A 20082-nucleotide genomic window follows, 5' to 3' on the forward strand; every position below is an offset into this window, starting at 1 on the left:
CCTGCTTAGTTGCCCTGTCCGTAAAGAGCTTGAAATTAATATTGGTTAACTGGTAATCAGGTGATTATAGTGATTATGTTTTGTTTTATTGTTCCGTTTTTTGTATCTTTGCACTATGCAAAAAGAGCTGACGGACATAGACAGGATGATCATGGAATCCCATTATTTGAAGAAAGAAAAGCCCTGTTGGATCAGATAGCCAGGCTTACTGCTGAAGTGGCCAAGCTCAATGACTACAATCAGCGTCATAACAAGTTTTCCTTTGGCAAGAAGAGCTTAAAGTCCTGCAGTAAGCCTGACACTAAGCCCAGCCGTGAAGAGGAAAAGGATCATTACGATGGAACTCCCGGCTCTGTATCATCGTCCTCTAGCAATAGCTCTGTTCCCGCTCAGCCGTACCGACCTCATTCCCGCCGGCATGAGAATCGTAGGCTTTAAGGATGAAGATGAATTCACCAGAGAGAGTTACGTCAAATGTACCCGCTATCGATTGGTCGTTTTAGAAGATGAGTCTGGTGTCCGCCATGAGATGTATATTCCAAAAGACGGCAATGATTCCCGTCGTCCTAAAGCAAATGTCATAGATGGTACTCACTGTACTCCTGAGTTCCTTGCCAGTCTGGCAATGGATCGTTTCCAGCTTCATTTGCCGGTTTATAGAGAAGCCATCCGCTTGACTAACGAAAAGATGTCCGTTTGCCAACAAACCGTCAGCAACTGGCTTGGCAAAGGCTCTGTTCTGCTTCAAAACCTGTTGCCTTGTCTCAAGCGGTTGCTGCTTAAAGCAAAATCAGTGCTTAATATCGATGAGACCTGGTGCAGGGTTCGAATCGTGAGCGATGAGTTTCAGAACGGGAAGTACTTCAAGAAGTATGTTTGGGTTGTGGTGAACAAGATAGATAAACTCGTTTACTTCCTCTATGATAATGATGCGGATGATAGCCGTGGAACCCGACCGATAGCAAACTTCCTTGAGGGTTTTATCGGCGGAATACAGACTGATGCCTATGCCGGTTATCGATTTTTCGCGAAACAGAATCCTGAAAACGAGCATATTCTTTGCTGGTGTCACGTAAGAGCCAAATTCAAATTGGCTTTCGACATAAGCAAGGATAAGGATGCCGGCTGGTTTGTAGAGCAGATAGGACGGTTATATGCGGTAGAGCTAGAAAACAGGTTGTTGAATCGGACCGATGAGCAAATAAGAGAAAGACGAAATCGTATGGATGTCACCGAAATCCTAAACAAACTGCTGGATAGGGTCCATCGGATGCTAAAAGATAAAAGGATTCATTTTGGTGAAATGATGAACACCGCGTTGAACTACATGCTCAATGGATGGGGGAAATTGCTCCACTATCGACATGATGGTCGCTACGACATAGATAATTTGGAAGCGGAACGAAAGATACGACCTTTGACAATAGGCCGTAAGAATACTCTATTCTTTGGTAGTGAAAAAGGTGTGGAAGTTGCTACGACTTATTATACCCTGATAGAGACAGCCAAGCTGAATGATTTGTCTCCACTGGATTATCTCACGCATGTCTTTCGTCAATTGATGGAGGGGAACAAGGACTATGAAAGTCTGCTTCCGGGTAAATTAGCCCTTCAAACAATCTAATTAAACTTAAAAAAAATCTGCTCAACCGCTATATGTTTGATTTTCAAGTAGGGGTAAAGCAATTGGATGTTTACTGACAATCCTGTTCGTATTTGGATTGACATTCGTATAAGCAATGGATTACATTTGTCCCAAAAGAATTTAAGCTATCAGGATTTAGTTCGGATGGTAGAGAAACTGGAGGGTTTATGCTGAGTGTTACCGGTCTCAATCATTTTTATTATGTCCGTGACTTTACCGATATGCGTTGTAAGCACAGCCGGGATTGCTCTGTAATAGGAGTGGTTCCGGCTGTTTTTATAGTCAAAAATTCTATAAGTCTTTAGCTTAGCGGTAATTTACTAAATGTTAAAAATGAAACAAAGGAGAGATAATTCCCAAAAACATGGAATTATTTCTGTATTTTTGTGCTAGAAATTAAGAATAAACCGATGGAAATATCTTTCGATGATAAAGACTTAGAGGAACTTATTTTTACAGGAAAGAATCGTAAATATAAAAAGCTCTCTAAGGATAAGGTATTTATGAAAGCCTTGGTTGATGTGTATAACTATATGAATGCGGTAAGTTGTGTCAAGGATTTGAAACCGTATAGCTTCTTGCATTATGAAGTGCTGAAACATATAGGTCTAAGTTCTGTTAGAATAATGAATGGAAGGGTTGAACGTCTATTATTTGCAGAATATGAAAATGGAATCAGAATAACCATAATTGAATTAAATGAAACGCATTATGGAAGAAAAAAATGAAAGGAGAGTACCGTTTATGGCAACTCATCCGGGGCGAATTTTAAAGAATGAATTGATAGAACGAGGGATTTCTCAAAAGAACTTCGCAAAGTCTGTTGATATGCAACCCTCCCATATTAGTGAAATTATTAAAGGGAAAAGAAGTGTGACGATGATGATTGCCGATAAATTTGAAACTGTACTAGGAATACCTTCTATTTCATGGGTGAATCTTCAGACGCAGTATGATTATGACACCAAAGCTATAGAAAAACGTGAATTGAAGGCAATAGAAGCAAAAAATATGATAGATGATTACAACCTTTCTTTTGATGTTAAAACTATAGCGGAAAGGCTGTTGATTAATCTTGAGAGACCTTTTGTGGATTTTCTAAATGAATTAAAAACTATGTTGGACTTACCGGAACCGGCGGAATTACAATTGGCGGCGTGTAGGTTTAAAAAGTCATTAAAAACAGGACTGGATGATAGGATGCTTATGACATGGGTTTTACTTGCAAAATATCAGTCGGGTAAGACTGAGGTCAAAGGGACTTATGATAAGAATAAAATCGAGGAATTGATTTCTGAGTTGAAGCCTGTATTTAATGAAAATAAGGATACTGTAAAAAGGGTACAGGGGATATTTTCAAATTATGGCATAAAATTCAATATCGTTCAGAAAGTTGAAAAAGCATCTGTTGATGGCTTTTCTTTTATGGATAATGGTATTCCATCTATTGTTCTCACAATGCGGTATAATATGATTGACCATTTAGCTTTTGATGCGCTGCATGAATTAGGACATATTGACTTACACTTAAACGGTGGTGATGATTCAAGAATTAGTATAGAAGGGTATGAGGAATCTCCGGAAGAAAAGGAAGCAAATCAATATGCTGCAAATGCGTTGATACCCGATAAATTATGGAATACAACTCCCAAAGTTAGAATGAATCCGTTTTTGATACAGCGTGATTATACGAAATGGGCGATTGACAATAATATTAATAAGTGGATTGTGCTTGGAAGAATTTCTAAAGAGACGGGAATGTATAGGTTTAAGTCCGACAGCTATAGAAAAGTTTATTAATGGATTTTTTTGTGTAGCCGCTGTCCGAATTTTCGGCTAGCGGCTTTTGCGTAAAGTAGTCTCCATGTTTTTGAAGTAATTGAATAAAATTCCCTATGGATTTTTGGATAATGCGCAAAAAAATACTATTTTCGCAGGAAAAGAATCTGTTATGATAGCAAGAGATAGTTATAAAGAGAAAATTCAATCGGCATTTAGATTAGTGCCGATTGTAGTGTTGATAGGTGCCCGGCAGGTGGGGAAGACATCTATAATGAAAGCATATCCTACGAAAGACTTTCGTAATGTTTTGTTCCTGAATGGGCAAGATGTGGAAGTGGCCGCACGTTTCCAACAGTTCAGTACTATTGAGCAGTATTTGAAAATTTATCTGAATGCAGAATTAAATGGCTTGTTACTGCTTGACGAATTTCAGTTTATACAGGGAGTTTCTACTATGTTAAAACTGCTGACTGATAAATATGGTAATTTGCGTATTCTTTGTTCCGGTAGTTCAAGTCTGGATATCCTTCAAAATATTGAAGAATCTTTGGCGGGACGTGTACGTGTGATAGAAGTTCTTTCACTCTCTTTTTCTGAATATCTGTTGTTTAAAGATGAGAAGCTTTGGCGCCTGCAACAAGAATTGAAAGATGGGAATGACGATGCTTTAGTGGCTCCTTTGCAACAGGTCTATGAAGAGTATTTGATTTATGGCGGACTTCCGCGCACCGCTTTGACCGAGAATCCGCAAGAAAAGGTGGAATTGCTGAATGACATTTATCAGACTTACCTGCTGAATGATGTACGGCACTATATTGCCAATGAGCATTTTGTCAGCTTTAATAAACTGCTTCGTTTATTAGCTGTGCAGATAGGGAATCTTGTAAATGTAAATGATTTGAGCCGTGAAAGTGGCTTACCATATGCACGATGCGAAGAATACATCTATTTACTCCAGAAGATGTATATCATAAAACTGATAGAACCTTATTTTACCAATAAGCGTAAGGTTATTGGTAAAATGAATAAAGTCTACTTTTGTGATTTAGGATTGCGTAATATCATTTATAATAGCTTCAATGAGATAGCATTCCGAACAGATAATGGTGCCTTGTTTGAGAATTATGTGCTGTTAGAACTTTGGAGAAATAGACAGGCGTCGGATACAATTTACTTTTATCGTACACAAAGTGGGACGGAAGTGGACTTTGTGCTGGATGGTCCTATGAGAAAGTTGGCTGTGGAGTGCAAGTTTAAACGTTTGCAGAATCCCGTAAGTATTCCTTCGTTGGTTAATTTTGCTGATGATGAAAAAATTAAGTTACGTTATATAGCTAATATTAATCTGGATACAGAATATAAGGGAGTACATCTGACGCCGGGTATATTAGTGGATAGAATAGGAAAATGAATGAGTACATAAATCTCTGTTTTATACGTGTTTATAACTTTTCTCAGAAAAACCGTCGTTGACATGCTTTTTTCTTCTTCTCATTTAAGATTTTATCCTCACCTTTGCATTGTTGATCAACGAAACGAGTGAATTAGGAATAGAATTTAAATCTCTAAATGAAAAAAGTATGAGTGTAATTTTTAGAACGGTGGAGAGACCGTCCGACCCTCGGGTTGAGAATTCTCCCAAAAAGTATTTTCCGCAGTTAGTGACATTAGGACAGAGTGTGAACTTGGATTTCATTGCGCAGAAGATGCAGGATCGTTCCTCGCTTTCTATCGGTGATATCCGGAGTACTATGCAGAATTTCGTGGAAAAGTTGAAAGAGCAGTTGCTGGAAGGCAAGACGGTGAATATTGCGGGGTTGGGTGTGTTTATGCTGGCCGCCAAATCGAAAGGAGAAGATAAGGCTGAAGATGTAACTGCCAAGAGTGTAGGCAGTGTTCGTATTTGCTTTCAGGCTAATAAAGAGTTAAAGATAAACAAGGCCGCTACTCGTGTCGGTGAGAAACTGGATCTGGTTAGTTTGGACGATTATCTGAAAGAGTTATTAAATGTTCCTACGGGAGGCGGATCAGACAGTGGTTCGGGTGGTAACTCAGGTGGCGGAGGACTGGATGAGAATCCGCTCGGATAAGAAGAACTAAAAAATAGGAGTTGAGAATGAAAATCAAGAAAATCGCTATGAAGAAAACGAATTGGAAGGTGATTTTAAAAGTGATTATTGCTGTTGCTACTGCCATCGCAGGTGTGATTGGAGGGCAGGCTATGACATTTTAAGTATAGTTGATAGACGAAGAGAAGCCGTTATCCGAGAAGTTGAAGTCCGGGTAACGGCTCTTTTTTTTATCTTACATCCGCTCCCCACATCAGCTTATTGCGAAGCGTATCAAAGAACACATGGTTGAAGCGTTTGATTACCTTAATGCTGTAATCAGCCCGTGAGATTCGCAGACGGGTTGTTTCTTTGCAGGATTCACTACGACCGTCGATGGCAACCAGAAAACTGTGGCTGCGGCTTTCTACGTCAAGAGTGATTTCCCAATCATCGCAAATAACGATGGGACGGACATTCAAACTATGCGGAGCCACCGGAGTGATAGCGATTGTTTTGCTATGAGGTACGATAACCGGACCACCGACACTCAGCGAATAAGCCGTGGAACCGGTAGGGGTGGATACCACTAACCCGTCAGCCTGATAAGTGGTGAGATGGGCACCGTTGATAGCAGTATGAATGCTGATCATTGAAGAACTATCGCGTTTCAATACAGCAATTTCATTGAGTGCATAAGGCGATTCCATCAATTTTTTATCATCACAATGTAATTGCAACACGCTACGTTCTTCCACCTTGTAGTGGTTATTATAAATCTCATCGAAAGTCTCTTCCATCTCTTCCGGAGAAATGTCTGCCAGGAAACCAAGGCGGCCGGTATTGATACCCAGAATGGGGATGTTCTTTTTGCCTACCCGGCTGGCTGCTTTCAGGAACGTACCGTCGCCCCCGATACTGATGACCATATCTGCTGTAAAATCGTCTCCGTCAAAGAGTTCGGCGGAAGCGATAGTCATGTGCAGGTCGGAAGTCAGGAAGTTATAGAACTCCCTGCAAATGCAAAGCTGGGCATTACGCCGCTCCAACAAGCGGAATAAAGTTTCCGCATGTGTTGATTTTTTGGCTTGGTAAGTATTTCCAAATATGGCAAATTTCATCGTCTGTACTTTCTTAATGAAATGCAAATATGGTGTTTTTTTCTCAGAACGCTGCCAATGTATCGCTATTATTTGTACATTTGCGGCAAACTATGATCCGAATTATGACTAGATTAAGTGTAAACATAAACAAGATTGCGACGCTGCGTAATGCGCGTGGAGGGGATGTCCCTAATGTGGTGAAAGTAGCACTGGATTGTGAAAGCTTTGGTGCGGAAGGAATTACCGTACATCCACGCCCTGATGAACGTCATATACGCCAGAGGGATGTGTATGATCTTCGCCCGTTGCTTCGTACTGAATTTAATATCGAAGGATATCCTGCCCCCGAATTTATTGATCTGGTATTGAAAGTGAAGCCGCATCAGGTTACTCTGGTTCCGGATAGTCCGACTCAGCTGACTTCGAATGCAGGTTGGGATACCAAGCAGAATCTGGAATTTCTGACTGAAGTACTCGAAACATTTAATGATGCAGGCATCCGTACTTCCGTATTTGTATCGACGGATGTGGAGATGATAGAGTATGCTGCCAAGGCTGGTGCCGACCGGGTGGAACTCTATACCGAACCCTATGCGACCGCTTATCCGCAGAATAAGGAAGCCGCCGTTGCTCCTTTTGTAGAGGCAGCCAAAGTGGCACGTAGTCTGGGGCTGGGTCTGAATGCCGGACATGACCTGAGTTTGGTGAATCTGAATTATTTATATCAAAACATTCCATGGATGGATGAAGTCTCTATCGGACACTCGCTGATAAGCGATGCTCTGTATCTGGGACTGGAACGTACCATTCAGGAATATAAAAACTGTCTTCGTTGATGAATGCAATGTTGTTATTAGCCCAAGTGGCTCCGGCGCTGACCGATTCTATTGCGGGCGCCAATCCGGTATTAACTCCGGTAGCTGGTCCTGAAGAGATGAACTTATGGAGCATGGCTGTCAAGGGTGGTTGGATTATGATCGTTCTTGGATTGCTGTCCATCCTTTGTTTCTACATCTTGTTCGAACGCAACTATGTGATCAGAAAAGCCGGCAAAGAGGACCCGATGTTCATGGATAAGATAAAGGATTATATTCTGGATGGAGAAATAAAAGCTGCCATAGCCTATTGCCGCAGCGTAAATACTCCGGCTGCCCGTATGATTGAGAAAGGTATCAGCCGTTTGGGACGTCCGGTGAATGATGTGCAGGCTGCCATTGAGAATGTGGGAAACATTGAGGTAGCGAAACTGGAAAAAGGATTGACGATTATGGCAACCATTTCCGGAGGTGCGCCGATGATTGGGTTCCTCGGTACAGTGACCGGTATGGTGCGTGCTTTCTACGAAATGGCCAATGCAGGTAACAATATCGATATCACATTACTCTCGGGCGGTATCTACGAAGCTATGATCACTACGGTAGGTGGTTTGATCGTGGGTATTATTGCGATGTTTGCCTATAACTATCTCGTGACTCTGGTAGACGGCGTGGTGAATAAGATGGAGGCTAAAACCATGGCATTCATGGATCTCTTGAATGAACCCGCTTCCTAAGTAATGAATAATTAGTAATTAATAATTGAACTAAGCGTGCTACAACGTAGAGCTAAAATATCGCCTAATTTCAGTATGGCATCCATGACGGACGTCATCTTCCTGTTGCTGATCTTTTTTATGATCACGTCTACGGTTGTTTCGCCGAACGCTATCAAAGTGTTGCTTCCGCAGGGAAAACAGCAGACATCGGCTAAGCCCTTGACGCGGGTTATTATCGATAAGGACCTGAATTTTTACGCGGCGTTTGGAAATGATAAGGAGCAGGCGATTTCTTTGGAAGAATTGACTCCTTTCCTGCAATCGTGCGCTGCGAAAGAACCGGAAATGTATGTGGCGCTTTATGCTGATGAAGCTGTGCCTTACAGGGAAATCGTGAAAGTGCTGAATATTGCCAATGAGAATAAGTTCAAGATGGTGCTGGCTACACGTCCGCCTGAAAGCAAATAAATGTACGATGGGTAAATTGTACATTGTAAATGGTTAAATAGTAAATGGCAATGGTGGATCCGAAGAAGAAAGGCAAATATATAGGAATGGTAGGTGCGCTGCTGGTACATGTAGCGTTCATTCTCCTGTTGATACTGGTTGGCTTCGTTTTGCCGGAGCAGCAGGATGAAGACGGTATGCCGGTAATGCTGGGTGAAGTGCCCAATGCATTTGGAAGTGCTGATCCCTCCCTGGTGAAAGTGGATGTGATGCCTGAAACTGTTGCCCCTAAAGTGCAGGAGACGGTAGAACAGGAGATGCTTACACAGGAGGATGAAGAAACCGTTGTTATCAAGCCCAAAGCGGAACCTAAAAAGGAAGAAGTAAAAAAGAAGCCGGAAAAACCGGAGAAGACAGAAGCCGAGAAAGCGGAAGAAGCCCGGAAGTTGGCAGAAGCTAAAGCCGAGCGGGAACGCAGGGAGGCGGAAGAGGCTGCCCGTAAGAGGGTGGCAGGTGCCTTCGGAAAAGGAGCACAAATGGGAAGCAAAGGTACGACTGAGGGAACAGGTATCCAGGGAAGTCCCACCGGAAATGCGCCGGAAGGTGCGTCGAGCGGAACGGGAGGCTATGGAACTTTTGACCTCGGTGGACGTTCTATAGGACAAGGAGGTTTGCCGCGTCCGGCATATAATGTGCAGGATGAGGGCAGAGTGGTGGTTACGATTACTGTGAATCCTGCAGGACATGTAATTGCTACCAGCATCAACCGACAGACCAATACCGTAAATCCTGCTTTGCGGAAGGCGGCTGAAGATGCTGCTAAGAAAGCGCGTTTCAATAAAGTAGAGGGGTTGAATAACCAGACAGGAACAATAACATATTACTTTAATCTAAAATAATAAGGAGAACAATTATGGGTACAGTTTATGTTTTTTTTGCAGACGGATTTGAAGAAGTGGAAGCTTTCACCTCTGTGGATGTAATGAGACGTGCAGGGCTGAACGTGGAAATGATAACAGTGACTCCCGATGAGATAGTAACAGGTGCACATGATGTACCGGTGCTTTGCGATAAGAATGTAGTGAACTGTGATTTTTATGACGCAGATTTAGTTCTTTTACCCGGTGGAATGCCCGGAGCAGCTACTTTGGAGAAGTGCCCGGAACTTCGGAAACTGGTCTTGGATTTTGCTGAAAAGAATAAACCGATTGCTGCCATTTGTGCCGCTCCTATGATATTGGGTAAGCTTGGCTTGCTGAAAGGCCGCAAGGCAACTTGCTATCCCGGCTTCGAACAATACCTGGAAGGTGCTGAATGTACAGGTGCTCCGGTGGAAAGAGACGGTAACATCATTACCGGAAAAGGACCGGGTGCTGCGATGGAATTTGCTCTGACGGTTGTAGATATGATGCTTGGAAAAGAGAAAGTTCAGGAATTGAAAGAGGCAATGTGTGTTAATTGATTTATGGTTCAGTATGCTCTGATAGTTGCCGGTGGTAAAGGGTTGCGCATGGGAGGCGAACTTCCCAAACAGTTTCTGCCTATAGGTGGAAAACCTGTTCTGATGCGTACTTTGGAAGCCTTTTATGCCTACAATCCGGAGATACATATAATATTAGTGCTCCCGCATAGCCAGCAGTCTTATTGGACAGAGCTATGTGCGGAGCATTCTTTTTCTTTGCCGCATACAGTGGCGGACGGAGGTGAGACCCGCTTCCATTCGGTAAAGAACGGATTGGCTCACGTAACCACTCCGGGATTGGTTGGTGTTCATGATGGGGTACGCCCGTTTGTTTCCCGGGAAGTTATAGCCCGTTGTTATGAATTGGCGGCTGAAAAAAAGGCGGTGATTCCCGTGATAGATGTGGTGGAGACTGTACGCCATCTCAAAGGAGAAGAAAGCGTGACTGTCAGCCGGGATGAGTATAAATTGGTACAGACTCCCCAGGTGTTTGATGCCGATTTACTGAAACAGGCCTATGAACAACCTTATACTTCTTTCTTTACGGACGACGCTTCGGTAGTGGAAGCGATGGGAGTATCTGTATACCTCGCGGCAGGTAATCGGGAAAACATTAAAATTACGACTCCCTTTGATTTGAAAATAGCCGCTGCTTTGTTGGATTCATGTTTGATTTAGCTTCTCGTGACATAAAATACCTGTCGGGTGTAGGGCCGCAACGTGCCTCAGTACTCAATAAGGAATTGAATATCTATTCCCTTCACGACTTATTGTATTATTTCCCCTATAAATATGTAGACCGTAGCCGTATCTATTATATCCATGAGATAGACGGTACGATGCCTTATATCCAGCTGAAAGGTGAAATCCTGGGCTTTGAGACGATTGGAGAAGGTAGGCAGCGCCGTCTGATTGCCCATTTTTCGGATGGTACGGGGATTGTGGACTTAGTCTGGTTTCAGGGAATTAAATTTCTCGTCGGTAAGTATAAGGTACATCAGGAATATATAGTATTTGGTAAACCCAGCGTCTTCAACGGACGGATTAATATTGCTCATCCGGATATCGATAATGCTTCGGAACTGAAGCTCTCGACCATGGGATTGCAACCTTATTATAATACAACGGAGAAAATGAAGCGGAGTTCCCTCAATTCTCATGCAATTGAGAAGATGATGAGCGCCGTAGTACAGCAACTCCGCGAACCGTTGCCCGAGACGCTTTCTCCCGCTATACTGGCAGAACATCATTTGATGCCGCTGACGGAAGCCTTGATGAATATTCATTTTCCGGCAAATCCGGAATTGCTTCGTAAAGCGCAATATCGCTTGAAATTTGAAGAACTTTTCTATGTGCAGTTGAATATTCTCCGCTATGCCAAAGACAGGCAACGGAAATACCGTGGATATGTATTTGAAACGGTAGGAGAGATATTCAATACTTTCTATGCCAAGAATCTGCCTTTCGAACTGACAGGTGCCCAGAAGCGTGTACTGAAAGAAATACGACGGGATGTGGGCAGCGGTAAGCAAATGAACCGTCTGTTGCAGGGGGATGTAGGTAGTGGAAAAACGCTGGTGGCACTGATGAGTATGCTGATAGCGTTGGATAACGGTTACCAGGCTTGTATGATGGCGCCTACCGAGATTTTGGCTAACCAGCATTTTGAAACAATCCGTGAGTTATTGTACGGAATGGACATACGTGTGGAATTGCTGACCGGTTCTGTGAAAGGAAAAAAGCGGGAAGCCATTCTCACCGGTCTGTTAACAGGAGATGTACGAATACTGATCGGTACGCATGCCGTGATAGAAGATACCGTGAATTTCTCTTCACTGGGGCTGGTCGTGATAGATGAACAGCACCGTTTCGGTGTGGCACAGCGCGCACGTTTATGGACTAAGAATGCACAGCCACCCCATGTGCTAGTCATGACAGCTACCCCTATTCCGCGTACGCTGGCCATGACATTATATGGTGATCTTGATGTCTCCGTCATTGATGAACTGCCGCCGGGACGTAAACCTATTGTGACCATTCATAAATATGATGCGCACCGTGTAAGCTTGTACCAATCCGTTCATAGACAGATTGCAGAGGGCAGACAGGTGTATATTGTATATCCTTTGATTAAGGAAAGTGAGAAAATAGACTTGAAGAACCTGGAAGAAGGCTACCTCCATATTTGTGAGGAGTTTCCGGATTGTAAAGTCTGCAAAGTGCATGGCAAGATGAAAGCGGCTGAGAAGGATGCGCAAATGCAGCTTTTTGTTTCGGGCGAAGCACAGATAATGGTAGCGACTACAGTGATTGAGGTGGGCGTAAATGTGCCGAATGCTTCCGTGATGATTATTGAGAATGCAGAGCGCTTCGGTTTGTCACAGCTCCATCAGTTGCGTGGTCGTGTAGGTCGTGGAGCAGAACAGTCTTATTGTATTTTAGTGACCGGATACAAGTTGGTAGAGGAAACCCGCAAGCGCCTGGAAATTATGGTGCGGACAAATGACGGCTTTGAAATAGCTGAAGCCGATCTGAAGCTACGAGGTCCCGGTGATTTGGAAGGCACACAGCAAAGCGGTATTGCCTTCGACCTGAAAATTGCCGATATAGCGCGCGACGGACAACTGCTGCAATATGTGCGCAATGTTGCTGAAGAAGTGGTGGATGCTGATCCTACTGGTATTCGTCCGGAGAATGAAATCCTGTGGCGTCAGCTAAAGGCACTTCGGAAAACTAACGTTAATTGGGCTTCCATTAGTTGAATAACGGTTAAACATACACTTTATTTGCATTTTTATGTTGTAAAACATGTTAGCTCTTAACTTTCCGATATACAGGGAGTTAGGGAATGTTTTAATATGTATCTTTTAGTCCCTTACCGAAAAAATAGTTAAGAACAGCCTTTTCATTTAGAGAAGAAATACTACCTTTGGGAGAATTTTTTAAAAGAATGACGAAACGGAATGAATTTCAATTGCATTAAAACGATCCTAATAGCTGCGACGGCAATGGTCAGCCTGAATTCTTTTTCTCAGGATTTGATTGCCCGACAAGCCCCCATCGACAGGAAACTAAAGAGCGTTGACTCGTTGGCTTTACAGAAACAGATACGTGCTGAACAATCTGCTTATCCAGGTCTAAGTCTATATCCGACTTGGAACAATGAGTATGTACAAGCTTATGGCGATGCTATCGTTCCTGAAAGCTATAAAGTGGACCTGACAGGTTTCTGTATGCCTACAACGCATACGAAGATTACAGATGTCTTCGGTTATCGCCCCAGAAGACGCAGAATGCACTATGGCTTGGATGTTAAAGTATTCATCGGTGATACGATTCGAGCTGCTTTCGATGGTAAAGTACGCGTAGTAAAGAATCAGGGACGCCGTGGCTATGGTAAGTATATCGTTATTCGTCATGACAATGGACTGGAAACTGTTTACGGACACTTATCCAAACAGATCGTAGAAATTAATCAATTGGTTAAAGCCGGAGAGCCTATCGCTTTAGGTGGCAATACCGGACGTTCTACCGGTTCGCATCTTCACTTTGAAACCCGTTTCCTGGGAATTCCTATCGACCCCGCTTTAATGTTCGACTTTGAAAAGCAAGACGTTGTTGCTGATCATTATACTTTCACTAAGACCAAGACTTCAAAAGGAACTGCTCGCAGTATGGCTTCCGGTGAAGGTTTGTTCTATAAAGTAAAGAGTGGAGATACATTGTCTAAGATTGCATCCCGTCAGGGAGTATCTATTGATAAGCTCTGTCAGTTGAATCGCATTACACGGAAAACAATCTTACGTCCGGGACAGGTATTACGTTGTTCGTAAGATATCAATAAACCCATAAAGAAGAGGGCACTTTAATATAATTTAGAGTGCCCTCTTTTCTTTTTTCTTTAATTATTTCTACCTTTGCAACCAATTTGTAAGGAAATGAAAGATACCAAACAACAATTTGAACATGTCATTGCCATCTGTCGTGATTTGTTCTCCAAGAAACTACATGATTACGGTCCGGCATGGCGTATTCTCCGTCCGGCTTCCGTGACTGACCAGATATTCATTAAAGCTAATCGTATCAGGAGTATTGAAACCAAAGGAGTGACGTTGGTGGACGAAGGAATACGTTCCGAGTTCATTGCGATAGTCAACTATGGCATTGTCGGATTGATACAGCTGGAGCTGGGATATGCGGAATCAGCCGATATCACAAATGAAGAGGCAATGGCATTGTATGACAAATATGCTAAAACTTCATTGGAGCTGATGCTTGCTAAGAATCATGATTACGATGAGGCATGGCGCAGCATGCGTGTCAGTTCATACACTGATCTGATATTGATGAAAATCTACCGTACGAAACAGATTGAAAGCCTGTCAGGACAGACTTTGGTTTCGGAAGGAGTGGATGCTAATTATATGGACATGATTAATTATTCCGTATTCGGTTTGATTAAGATTGAATTTGGAGACTAAGCAGAAACATATAATGTGGAAGAGCTGGGTGAATGTTTGCCGCTTTTTACTGGCGGTGGTATTCATCTTTTCCGGCTTTGTGAAGGCAGTCGATCCGTTAGGCTCTTTTTATAAGATTCAGGATTATCTGACGGCTTTTGGAATGGCTGCATGGTTTCCTACATATTTGCAGTTACTGTTTGCCATCGTATTGTCAGCGTTGGAATTCTCAGTGGGAGTTTTCCTGTTCTTCGGTATACGGCGGAGGTTTGCTACAACTCTGGCACTGATGCTGATGATCGTGATGACACCGCTGACGCTGTATCTGGCGTTAGTGAATCCGGTGTCCGATTGCGGTTGTTTCGGTGATGCATGGGTGTTGACAAACTGGGAAACGTTTGGCAAGAATGTAGTATTGTTTATTGCAGCCGTATCTGTCTTCAAAGGTGGAAAACAAATTATCCCCTTTATTACGGCAAAAATGGCATGGATGATTTCTATGTATACGTTCTTTTTCGTGTTTGTGCTTTCGTTCTATTGCCTGGACAATCTGCCTATTCTGGATTTCCGTCCTTACAAGATCGGAAAGAATATCAAAGAAGGTATGGATATACCCGAAGGAGCAAAACCCAGTGTGTTTGAGAGCAAGTTCATTTTGGAGAAAGACGGAAAAAAGCAGGAATTTACACTGGATAATTACCCGGATAGCACATGGACGTTTGTTGAAACACGTACGGTGTTGAAGGAAAAAGGATACGAGCCTCCGATTCACGACTTCTCTATTGTAAGTCTGGAAACCGGAGAGGATTTGACCGATAGCATCTTATCCGATAAGGGATATACATTCCTGTTGGTAGCTCATCGCATTGAAAAAGCTGACGATAGCGATATAGATCTTATTAACGAGATCTATGATTATAGTGTGGAGCATGGTTACGGCTTTTATGCCCTGACTTCTTCGCCGGAGGAACAAATAGAATTATGGCGTGACAAGACCGGTGCAGAATATCCTTTCTGCCAGATGGACGACATCACTTTGAAGACTATTATCCGTTCCAATCCCGGACTGATGCTGATAAAGGATGGTGTCATTCTGAATAAGTGGAGTGATAACAGTTTGCCGGATGAATACGTGTTGACGGATAGTCTGGATAAACTGGAACTCGGTCAGCAGAAACAAGAAAGTGATTTGCGCACGATTGGTTACGTTCTTTTGTGGTTTATCATTCCGTTGCTGATGGTTATCGGCGTGGACATCCTGGTTGTGAAGCGCAGGGAAAGAAAGAGAGCGAAAAATAAAGTGATTAGCGATGGAGTGATGAGTGATAAGCAAGAGATTCCTCAGCCATAAGTCACAAATTATAAATCAAAAATACATTAACCCTTTTAATAAATAAAAAACAAAATGAGAAAAAACATTGTTGCAGGAAACTGGAAAATGAACAAAACCCTTCAGGAGGGTATTGCTCTTGCAAAAGAACTGAATGAAGTATTGGCTAACGAAAAGCCTAACTGTGATGTAATCATCTGTACTCCTTTTATCCACCTGGCATCGGTTACTCCGTTGGTAGACCCTGCTAAGATTGGTGTAGGTGCTGAAAACTGTGCTGATAAAGAATCAGGTGCTTACACTGGTGAAGTTTCAGCAGCTATGGTTGCTTCTACAGGCGCTAAATATGTAATCTTGGGTCACTCAGAACGTCGTGCTTATTATGGCGAAACAGTTGCCATCCTGGAAGAAAAAGTAAAATTGGCTTTGGCTAACGGCCTGACTCCGATCTTCTGTATCGGTGAAGTGCTGGAAGAACGCGAAGCTAACAAGCAGAATGAAGTAGTTGCCGCTCAGTTGGCTTCTGTATTCTCTCTGTCTGCTGAAGATTTCTCTAAGATCGTATTGGCTTACGAACCGGTTTGGGCTATCGGTACAGGTAAAACTGCTACTCCCGACCAAGCTCAGGAAATCCATGCTTTCATCCGTTCATTAGTTGCTGACAAGTACGGTAAGGAAGTTGCTGACAACTGCTCTATCCTTTACGGTGGTAGCGCTAAACCGTCTAACGCTAAGGAATTGTTCGCTAATCCTGACGTTGATGGTGGCTTGATCGGTGGTGCAGCTCTGAAGGCAGCAGACTTCAAAGGTATCATTGATGCTTTTAATTAATAGATAATGGAAGATTGATAATTGATAACCGGTGAAGTGCCGGTTGTCGGTTATCAGTTTCTATAATCATATTATCAACCGTCTATTATTTTATTATTCATTATGAAGAGGCTTGGTTTACTTTTAATTGCATGCTTTGCTTTCGCCGCTTTTGCTTTGGCGCAGAATAACATTGTGAAGAGTTTGGAACGCAATGTGCCGGGACAGGGTAAGGTAACCATCCATCAGGATGCCCGCATCGAGGTCTTGATAGGTCAGGAATATATTCCCAACGGAACGGAGAACAGAGTGCTTAAAAGTCAGGGTTTCCGTGTACAGGTGTATGCCGGAAACAATACCAGTAGAGCCAAGAACGAAGCTCACGCTGTGGGCTCACGAATCAAAGAATATTTCCCGGAACTTTCTGTTTATACCTCTTTCCACTCTCCCCGCTGGCTGTGCCGTGTAGGAGACTTCCGCAGCGTTGAAGAAGCGGATGCCATGATGCGCCAGTTGCGCGCTACAGGCGTATTCAAAGAAGTTTCTATTGTGAAAGAGCAGATAAACATCCCCTTATAAAAACTTACTCATGTTAGGAAAAGAAGAAATCGTATCTCCTGCACTGGACGAACTGAAAGAACACTATCAGCGTATTATCACTTTATTGGGCGAGGATGCCGACCGCGAAGGACTACTGAAAACCCCCGACCGCGTAGCGAAGGCTATGCTGAATTTGACAAAAGGCTATTTCATGGACCCGCACGAAGTGCTCCGCTCTGCCAAGTTCAAGGAAGAATACAGTCAGATGGTGATTGTGAAAGACATTGATTTCTTCTCACTTTGCGAACACCACATGCTTCCGTTCTACGGAAAAGCGCACGTGGCTTATATCCCCAACGGTTACATTACAGGGCTGAGCAAGATTGCCCGCGTAGTGGATATCTTCTCCCATCGCCTTCAGGTGCAGGAACGCATGACGCTTCAGATTAAAGAATGCATCCAGGAAACACTGAATCCTCTGGGCGTAATGGTGGTTGTGGAAGCCAAGCACATGTGTATGCAGATGCGTGGGGTTGAAAAACAGAATTCCATAACGACCACTTCCGATTTTACAGGTGCTTTCAATCAGGCAAAGACTCGTGAAGAGTTTATGAACCTCATTCGTCAGAATTCATTCACATAACAATCCCGTACGTTATTTCATGAAAGGAAACTGCAGTTCCCATGAAGGGGGACTGTCGTTACCATTAAAGGAAACGCGCGTTTCCATTAGGGGAAACTGTAGTTCCCATTAGAGGAAACTGCCGTTCCCATTAGGGGGAACTGTCGTTCCTGTATGAGGAACTGTCGTTCTCATTAAGCGTAAGGTGATTTAACCGAGTACAACTCTGTCTCCCAATCGTTTGGCCATAATACTTTTGATCTCACGCAGTTCTGAGTAGCGTTTCATGATAGAGGTACATTGTTCTTCATCATTGGCTACTGCAGGGTCTTGCAAGGCATACATCATGTGTTTTATTTCTTCACTGATGATGGCGAACTTGAAATTAATCATGAGCGTAGGCACCAATTCGAATAGGCGTTCCTCATCGGTCACCAATCTTTGGGCTTTGGAATGATACTTGCTCAGTTGGTAGCGGTCGGCAATCAACTCTGTGCTTAGCTTACTGATAGTAGAATCAGGATGCGCCAGGAAATACCGTTCTGCGGTGAATCCTTCACTGTGTATATGTTCTGCTGCTTCCGTCAGTATCTTTCTATGTAAAGGATTATGGAAGGCCAGTTCGTCCTCTTTCAAGTCATTGACTACGTATTCCGTTACTGTGACGGGAATTTCTTTCCCTTCCTCATCGGGAACGTTGCACAATACTTTCTCTCCGTAGCGTACTACCATTTGCAGGATAAGGCGCTCGTATTTGTAGAATTCCTGTCCTTCTTTTCCTTCCTGCGGGATATAAGATACGTATTCGGCAGCTTCCGGTGGAAGCGGTGCACCGCCGTCAGGCATTTCTCCATTCATGGGATAAGGAGGCATGTCTTCAGGGTAGGGAGGTTGCATGCCGTCGGGGAGCGGTGCTTGTGCAGCGTCGCGGGCAGCATTGTTCTTCCTTGTTTCCCGGTTTCTTTGTTCCGCCTGCTTCTCAGCCTGAGTTTCGCGTCGTTTGGCAACTTCCGAAACCAGCAGCTTGTCTTCTACGCGAAGCAACTGGCTGCATTCTTTAATATATACGTCGCGGACAATTGCCTCCGGGATAATAGATATACTTTGTACAAGATTGCTGATTAACTCCGCACGCTTGATGGGATCTTTTCCTGCATCTTCCAGCAGAAGATTGGTTTTGAAACGTATAAAGTCTGTTTCATTATCTTGTATGAATTTCTGGAATTCCGTAGCGTTGTGCTTGCGGGCGAAGGAGTCCGGGTCTTCCCCGTCGGGAAGCAGGCAAACTTTGATATTCATTCCTTCTTCCAGCAGCATGTCGATACCGCGGAGAGAAGCCTTGATACCCGCCACGTCACCGTCATAGAGTACCGTAATATTATTGGTGAAGCGGTGAATGAGTTTTATTTGCCCCGGAGTCAGTGCCGTTCCCGAAGAAGCTACCACATTCTCCACGCCTGACTGGTGCATGGAAATAACGTCCGTGTATCCTTCCACCAGGAAGCAACGGTCTTGTTTTACAATCGCCTGTTTGGCAAAATAAATGCCATACAGCTCATTACTCTTATGATAGATTTCCGATTCGGGAGAATTGACATATTTAACTTTGACTCCCTTCGTCGCACTGCTAAGCACGCGCCCGCCGAAAGCGACTACCTTACCGGAAAGTGTGTGTACCGGAAAAATAACGCGTCCCCAAAAGCGGTCACGCAAGCGGTGATCGTCCGTTTCGTAGCAAAGCCCTGTCTTGACAAGATATTCTTTCTTGAATCCCTTCTTGATGGCTTCCTGAGCCATGGCGTCGTGACTTTCGGTGCAATAGCCTAACTGGAACTTTTCGATGATATCATCCCGGAAACCACGATTGCGGAAGTATGCCATACCAATGCTACGTCCGTCCACATGGTTTTTAAGTATATTTTGGAAGTAATCACGTGCAAAGTTATTCACGATGAACAGACTTTCACGTTCGCTCTGCATCAGCTTCTCTTCGCTGGACAGTTCTCGCTCCTTGATTTCGATACCGTATTTCTTTGCCAGATATTTCAGGGCTTCGGGGTAGCTCATCTGCTCGTGCTCCATAATGAAGTGCACCGCATTACCACCCTTACCGCAGGAAAAGCATTTGCACAACCCTTTGGAAGGCGACACGTAGAAAGATGGCGTCTTGTCATCATGGAACGGACACAAGCCTACATAATTCACACCTCGCTTACGCAACGTAACGAAGTCCGATACAATGTCTACAATCTGTGCGGCATCCAGAATTCTGTCTATGGTAGGTTGGTCTATCATTGGA

At 43.5% G+C, this 20082-nt stretch carries 21 protein-coding genes; 19 read left to right on the plus strand and 2 right to left on the minus strand.

Annotated elements, in window-relative coordinates; translation table 11 throughout:
- Positions 1-337 precede the first annotated feature (337 nt).
- The 6 genes from tnpC to BN161_RS29815 all read left to right on the plus strand — a co-directional run bounded on the left by tnpC (position 338) and on the right by BN161_RS29815 (position 5660).
- Positions 338-1624, plus strand: a complete 1287-nt coding sequence (gene tnpC / locus BN161_RS11305) for an IS66 family transposase (protein WP_044266124.1) — start codon at positions 338-340, stop codon at positions 1622-1624.
- Positions 1625-2055: 431 nt separating this feature from the next.
- Positions 2056-2373, plus strand: a complete 318-nt coding sequence (locus BN161_RS11310; protein ID WP_044266126.1) for a hypothetical protein — start codon at positions 2056-2058, stop codon at positions 2371-2373.
- A complete protein-coding gene (locus BN161_RS11315; RefSeq protein ID WP_044266128.1) occupies positions 2357-3445 on the plus strand; it encodes a HigA family addiction module antitoxin in 1089 nt (362 codons plus the stop codon). Before BN161_RS11310 ends, BN161_RS11315 begins: the two co-directional genes overlap by 17 nt.
- A 151-nt stretch (positions 3446-3596) precedes the next feature.
- Entirely contained in the window at positions 3597-4838 is a 1242-nt protein-coding gene (locus tag BN161_RS11320; RefSeq protein ID WP_125910795.1) for an ATP-binding protein, read from the plus strand.
- Between the two features lie 169 nt (positions 4839-5007).
- Positions 5008-5517 carry an HU family DNA-binding protein gene (locus tag BN161_RS11325; protein ID WP_044266132.1) on the plus strand — a complete coding sequence of 170 codons (510 nt, stop codon included), beginning with the start codon at positions 5008-5010 and terminating at the stop codon, positions 5515-5517.
- A 47-nt stretch (positions 5518-5564) separates the two neighbouring features.
- Complete coding sequence (locus BN161_RS29815; RefSeq protein ID WP_157445240.1) at positions 5565-5660, plus strand: smalltalk protein; 96 nt, start codon at positions 5565-5567, stop codon at positions 5658-5660.
- A 66-nt stretch (positions 5661-5726) separates the two neighbouring features.
- Here the strand turns inward: BN161_RS29815 and BN161_RS11330 are convergent, their stop codons facing one another.
- Positions 5727-6596 (minus strand): NAD kinase, encoded by an 870-nt coding sequence (locus BN161_RS11330; RefSeq protein ID WP_007218803.1) that lies wholly within the window; start codon positions 6594-6596, stop codon positions 5727-5729.
- A gap of 104 nt (positions 6597-6700) precedes the next feature.
- Here BN161_RS11330 and BN161_RS11335 point away from each other — a divergent pair, with 104 nt between their 5' ends.
- The 13 genes from BN161_RS11335 (at position 6701) to folE (ending at position 17804) form a co-directional block, all read left to right on the plus strand.
- Positions 6701-7414 carry a pyridoxine 5'-phosphate synthase gene (locus BN161_RS11335; RefSeq protein ID WP_044266178.1) on the plus strand — a complete coding sequence of 238 codons (714 nt, stop codon included), beginning with the start codon at positions 6701-6703 and terminating at the stop codon, positions 7412-7414.
- Positions 7414-8130 carry a MotA/TolQ/ExbB proton channel family protein gene (locus tag BN161_RS11340; RefSeq protein ID WP_022391859.1) on the plus strand — a complete coding sequence of 239 codons (717 nt, stop codon included), beginning with the start codon at positions 7414-7416 and terminating at the stop codon, positions 8128-8130. Before BN161_RS11335 ends, BN161_RS11340 begins: the two co-directional genes overlap by 1 nt.
- A 36-nt stretch (positions 8131-8166) precedes the next feature.
- Entirely contained in the window at positions 8167-8580 is a 414-nt protein-coding gene (locus tag BN161_RS11345; RefSeq protein WP_181982215.1) for an ExbD/TolR family protein, read from the plus strand.
- Between the two features lie 50 nt (positions 8581-8630).
- Positions 8631-9458 (plus strand): TonB family protein, encoded by an 828-nt coding sequence (locus BN161_RS11350; protein WP_044266182.1) that lies wholly within the window; start codon positions 8631-8633, stop codon positions 9456-9458.
- Between the two features lie 14 nt (positions 9459-9472).
- Positions 9473-10021, plus strand: a complete 549-nt coding sequence (locus tag BN161_RS11355; protein ID WP_044266135.1) for a DJ-1 family glyoxalase III — start codon at positions 9473-9475, stop codon at positions 10019-10021.
- Between the two features lie 3 nt (positions 10022-10024).
- A complete protein-coding gene (locus tag BN161_RS11360; RefSeq protein ID WP_044266137.1) occupies positions 10025-10699 on the plus strand; it encodes a 2-C-methyl-D-erythritol 4-phosphate cytidylyltransferase in 675 nt (224 codons plus the stop codon).
- A complete protein-coding gene (gene recG / locus BN161_RS11365; protein WP_044266139.1) occupies positions 10687-12783 on the plus strand; it encodes an ATP-dependent DNA helicase RecG in 2097 nt (698 codons plus the stop codon). The genes BN161_RS11360 and recG overlap by 13 nt, the downstream gene beginning before the upstream one ends.
- Positions 12784-12984: 201 nt before the next feature.
- Entirely contained in the window at positions 12985-13854 is an 870-nt protein-coding gene (locus tag BN161_RS11370) for a M23 family metallopeptidase (protein ID WP_007210077.1), read from the plus strand.
- A 105-nt stretch (positions 13855-13959) separates the two neighbouring features.
- The gene (locus tag BN161_RS11375) at positions 13960-14502 is read left to right on the plus strand and encodes a DUF1599 domain-containing protein (protein WP_044266144.1); all 543 of its coding nucleotides are present in this window, start codon (positions 13960-13962) and stop codon (positions 14500-14502) included.
- Complete coding sequence (locus BN161_RS11380) at positions 14492-15832, plus strand: BT_3928 family protein (RefSeq protein WP_044266184.1); 1341 nt, start codon at positions 14492-14494, stop codon at positions 15830-15832. The genes BN161_RS11375 and BN161_RS11380 overlap by 11 nt, the downstream gene beginning before the upstream one ends.
- 54 nt (positions 15833-15886) lie before the next feature.
- Entirely contained in the window at positions 15887-16642 is a 756-nt protein-coding gene (tpiA, locus tag BN161_RS11385; RefSeq protein WP_044266147.1) for a triose-phosphate isomerase, read from the plus strand.
- Positions 16643-16744: 102 nt separating this feature from the next.
- Positions 16745-17200, plus strand: a complete 456-nt coding sequence (locus BN161_RS11390) for an SPOR domain-containing protein (protein ID WP_044266150.1) — start codon at positions 16745-16747, stop codon at positions 17198-17200.
- Between the two features lie 10 nt (positions 17201-17210).
- The gene (gene folE / locus BN161_RS11395; protein WP_044266152.1) at positions 17211-17804 is read left to right on the plus strand and encodes a GTP cyclohydrolase I FolE; all 594 of its coding nucleotides are present in this window, start codon (positions 17211-17213) and stop codon (positions 17802-17804) included.
- A 189-nt stretch (positions 17805-17993) separates the two neighbouring features.
- Here the strand turns inward: folE and dnaG are convergent, their stop codons facing one another.
- On the minus strand, positions 17994-20078 hold the full coding sequence (gene dnaG / locus BN161_RS11400; RefSeq protein ID WP_044266154.1) for a DNA primase: 2085 nt from the start codon (positions 20076-20078) through the stop codon (positions 17994-17996).
- Positions 20079-20082 lie beyond the last annotated feature (4 nt).

The sequence above is a fragment of the Bacteroides timonensis genome, from assembly GCF_000513195.1.
GTDB classification, from domain to species: Bacteria; Bacteroidota; Bacteroidia; order Bacteroidales; family Bacteroidaceae; genus Bacteroides; species Bacteroides timonensis.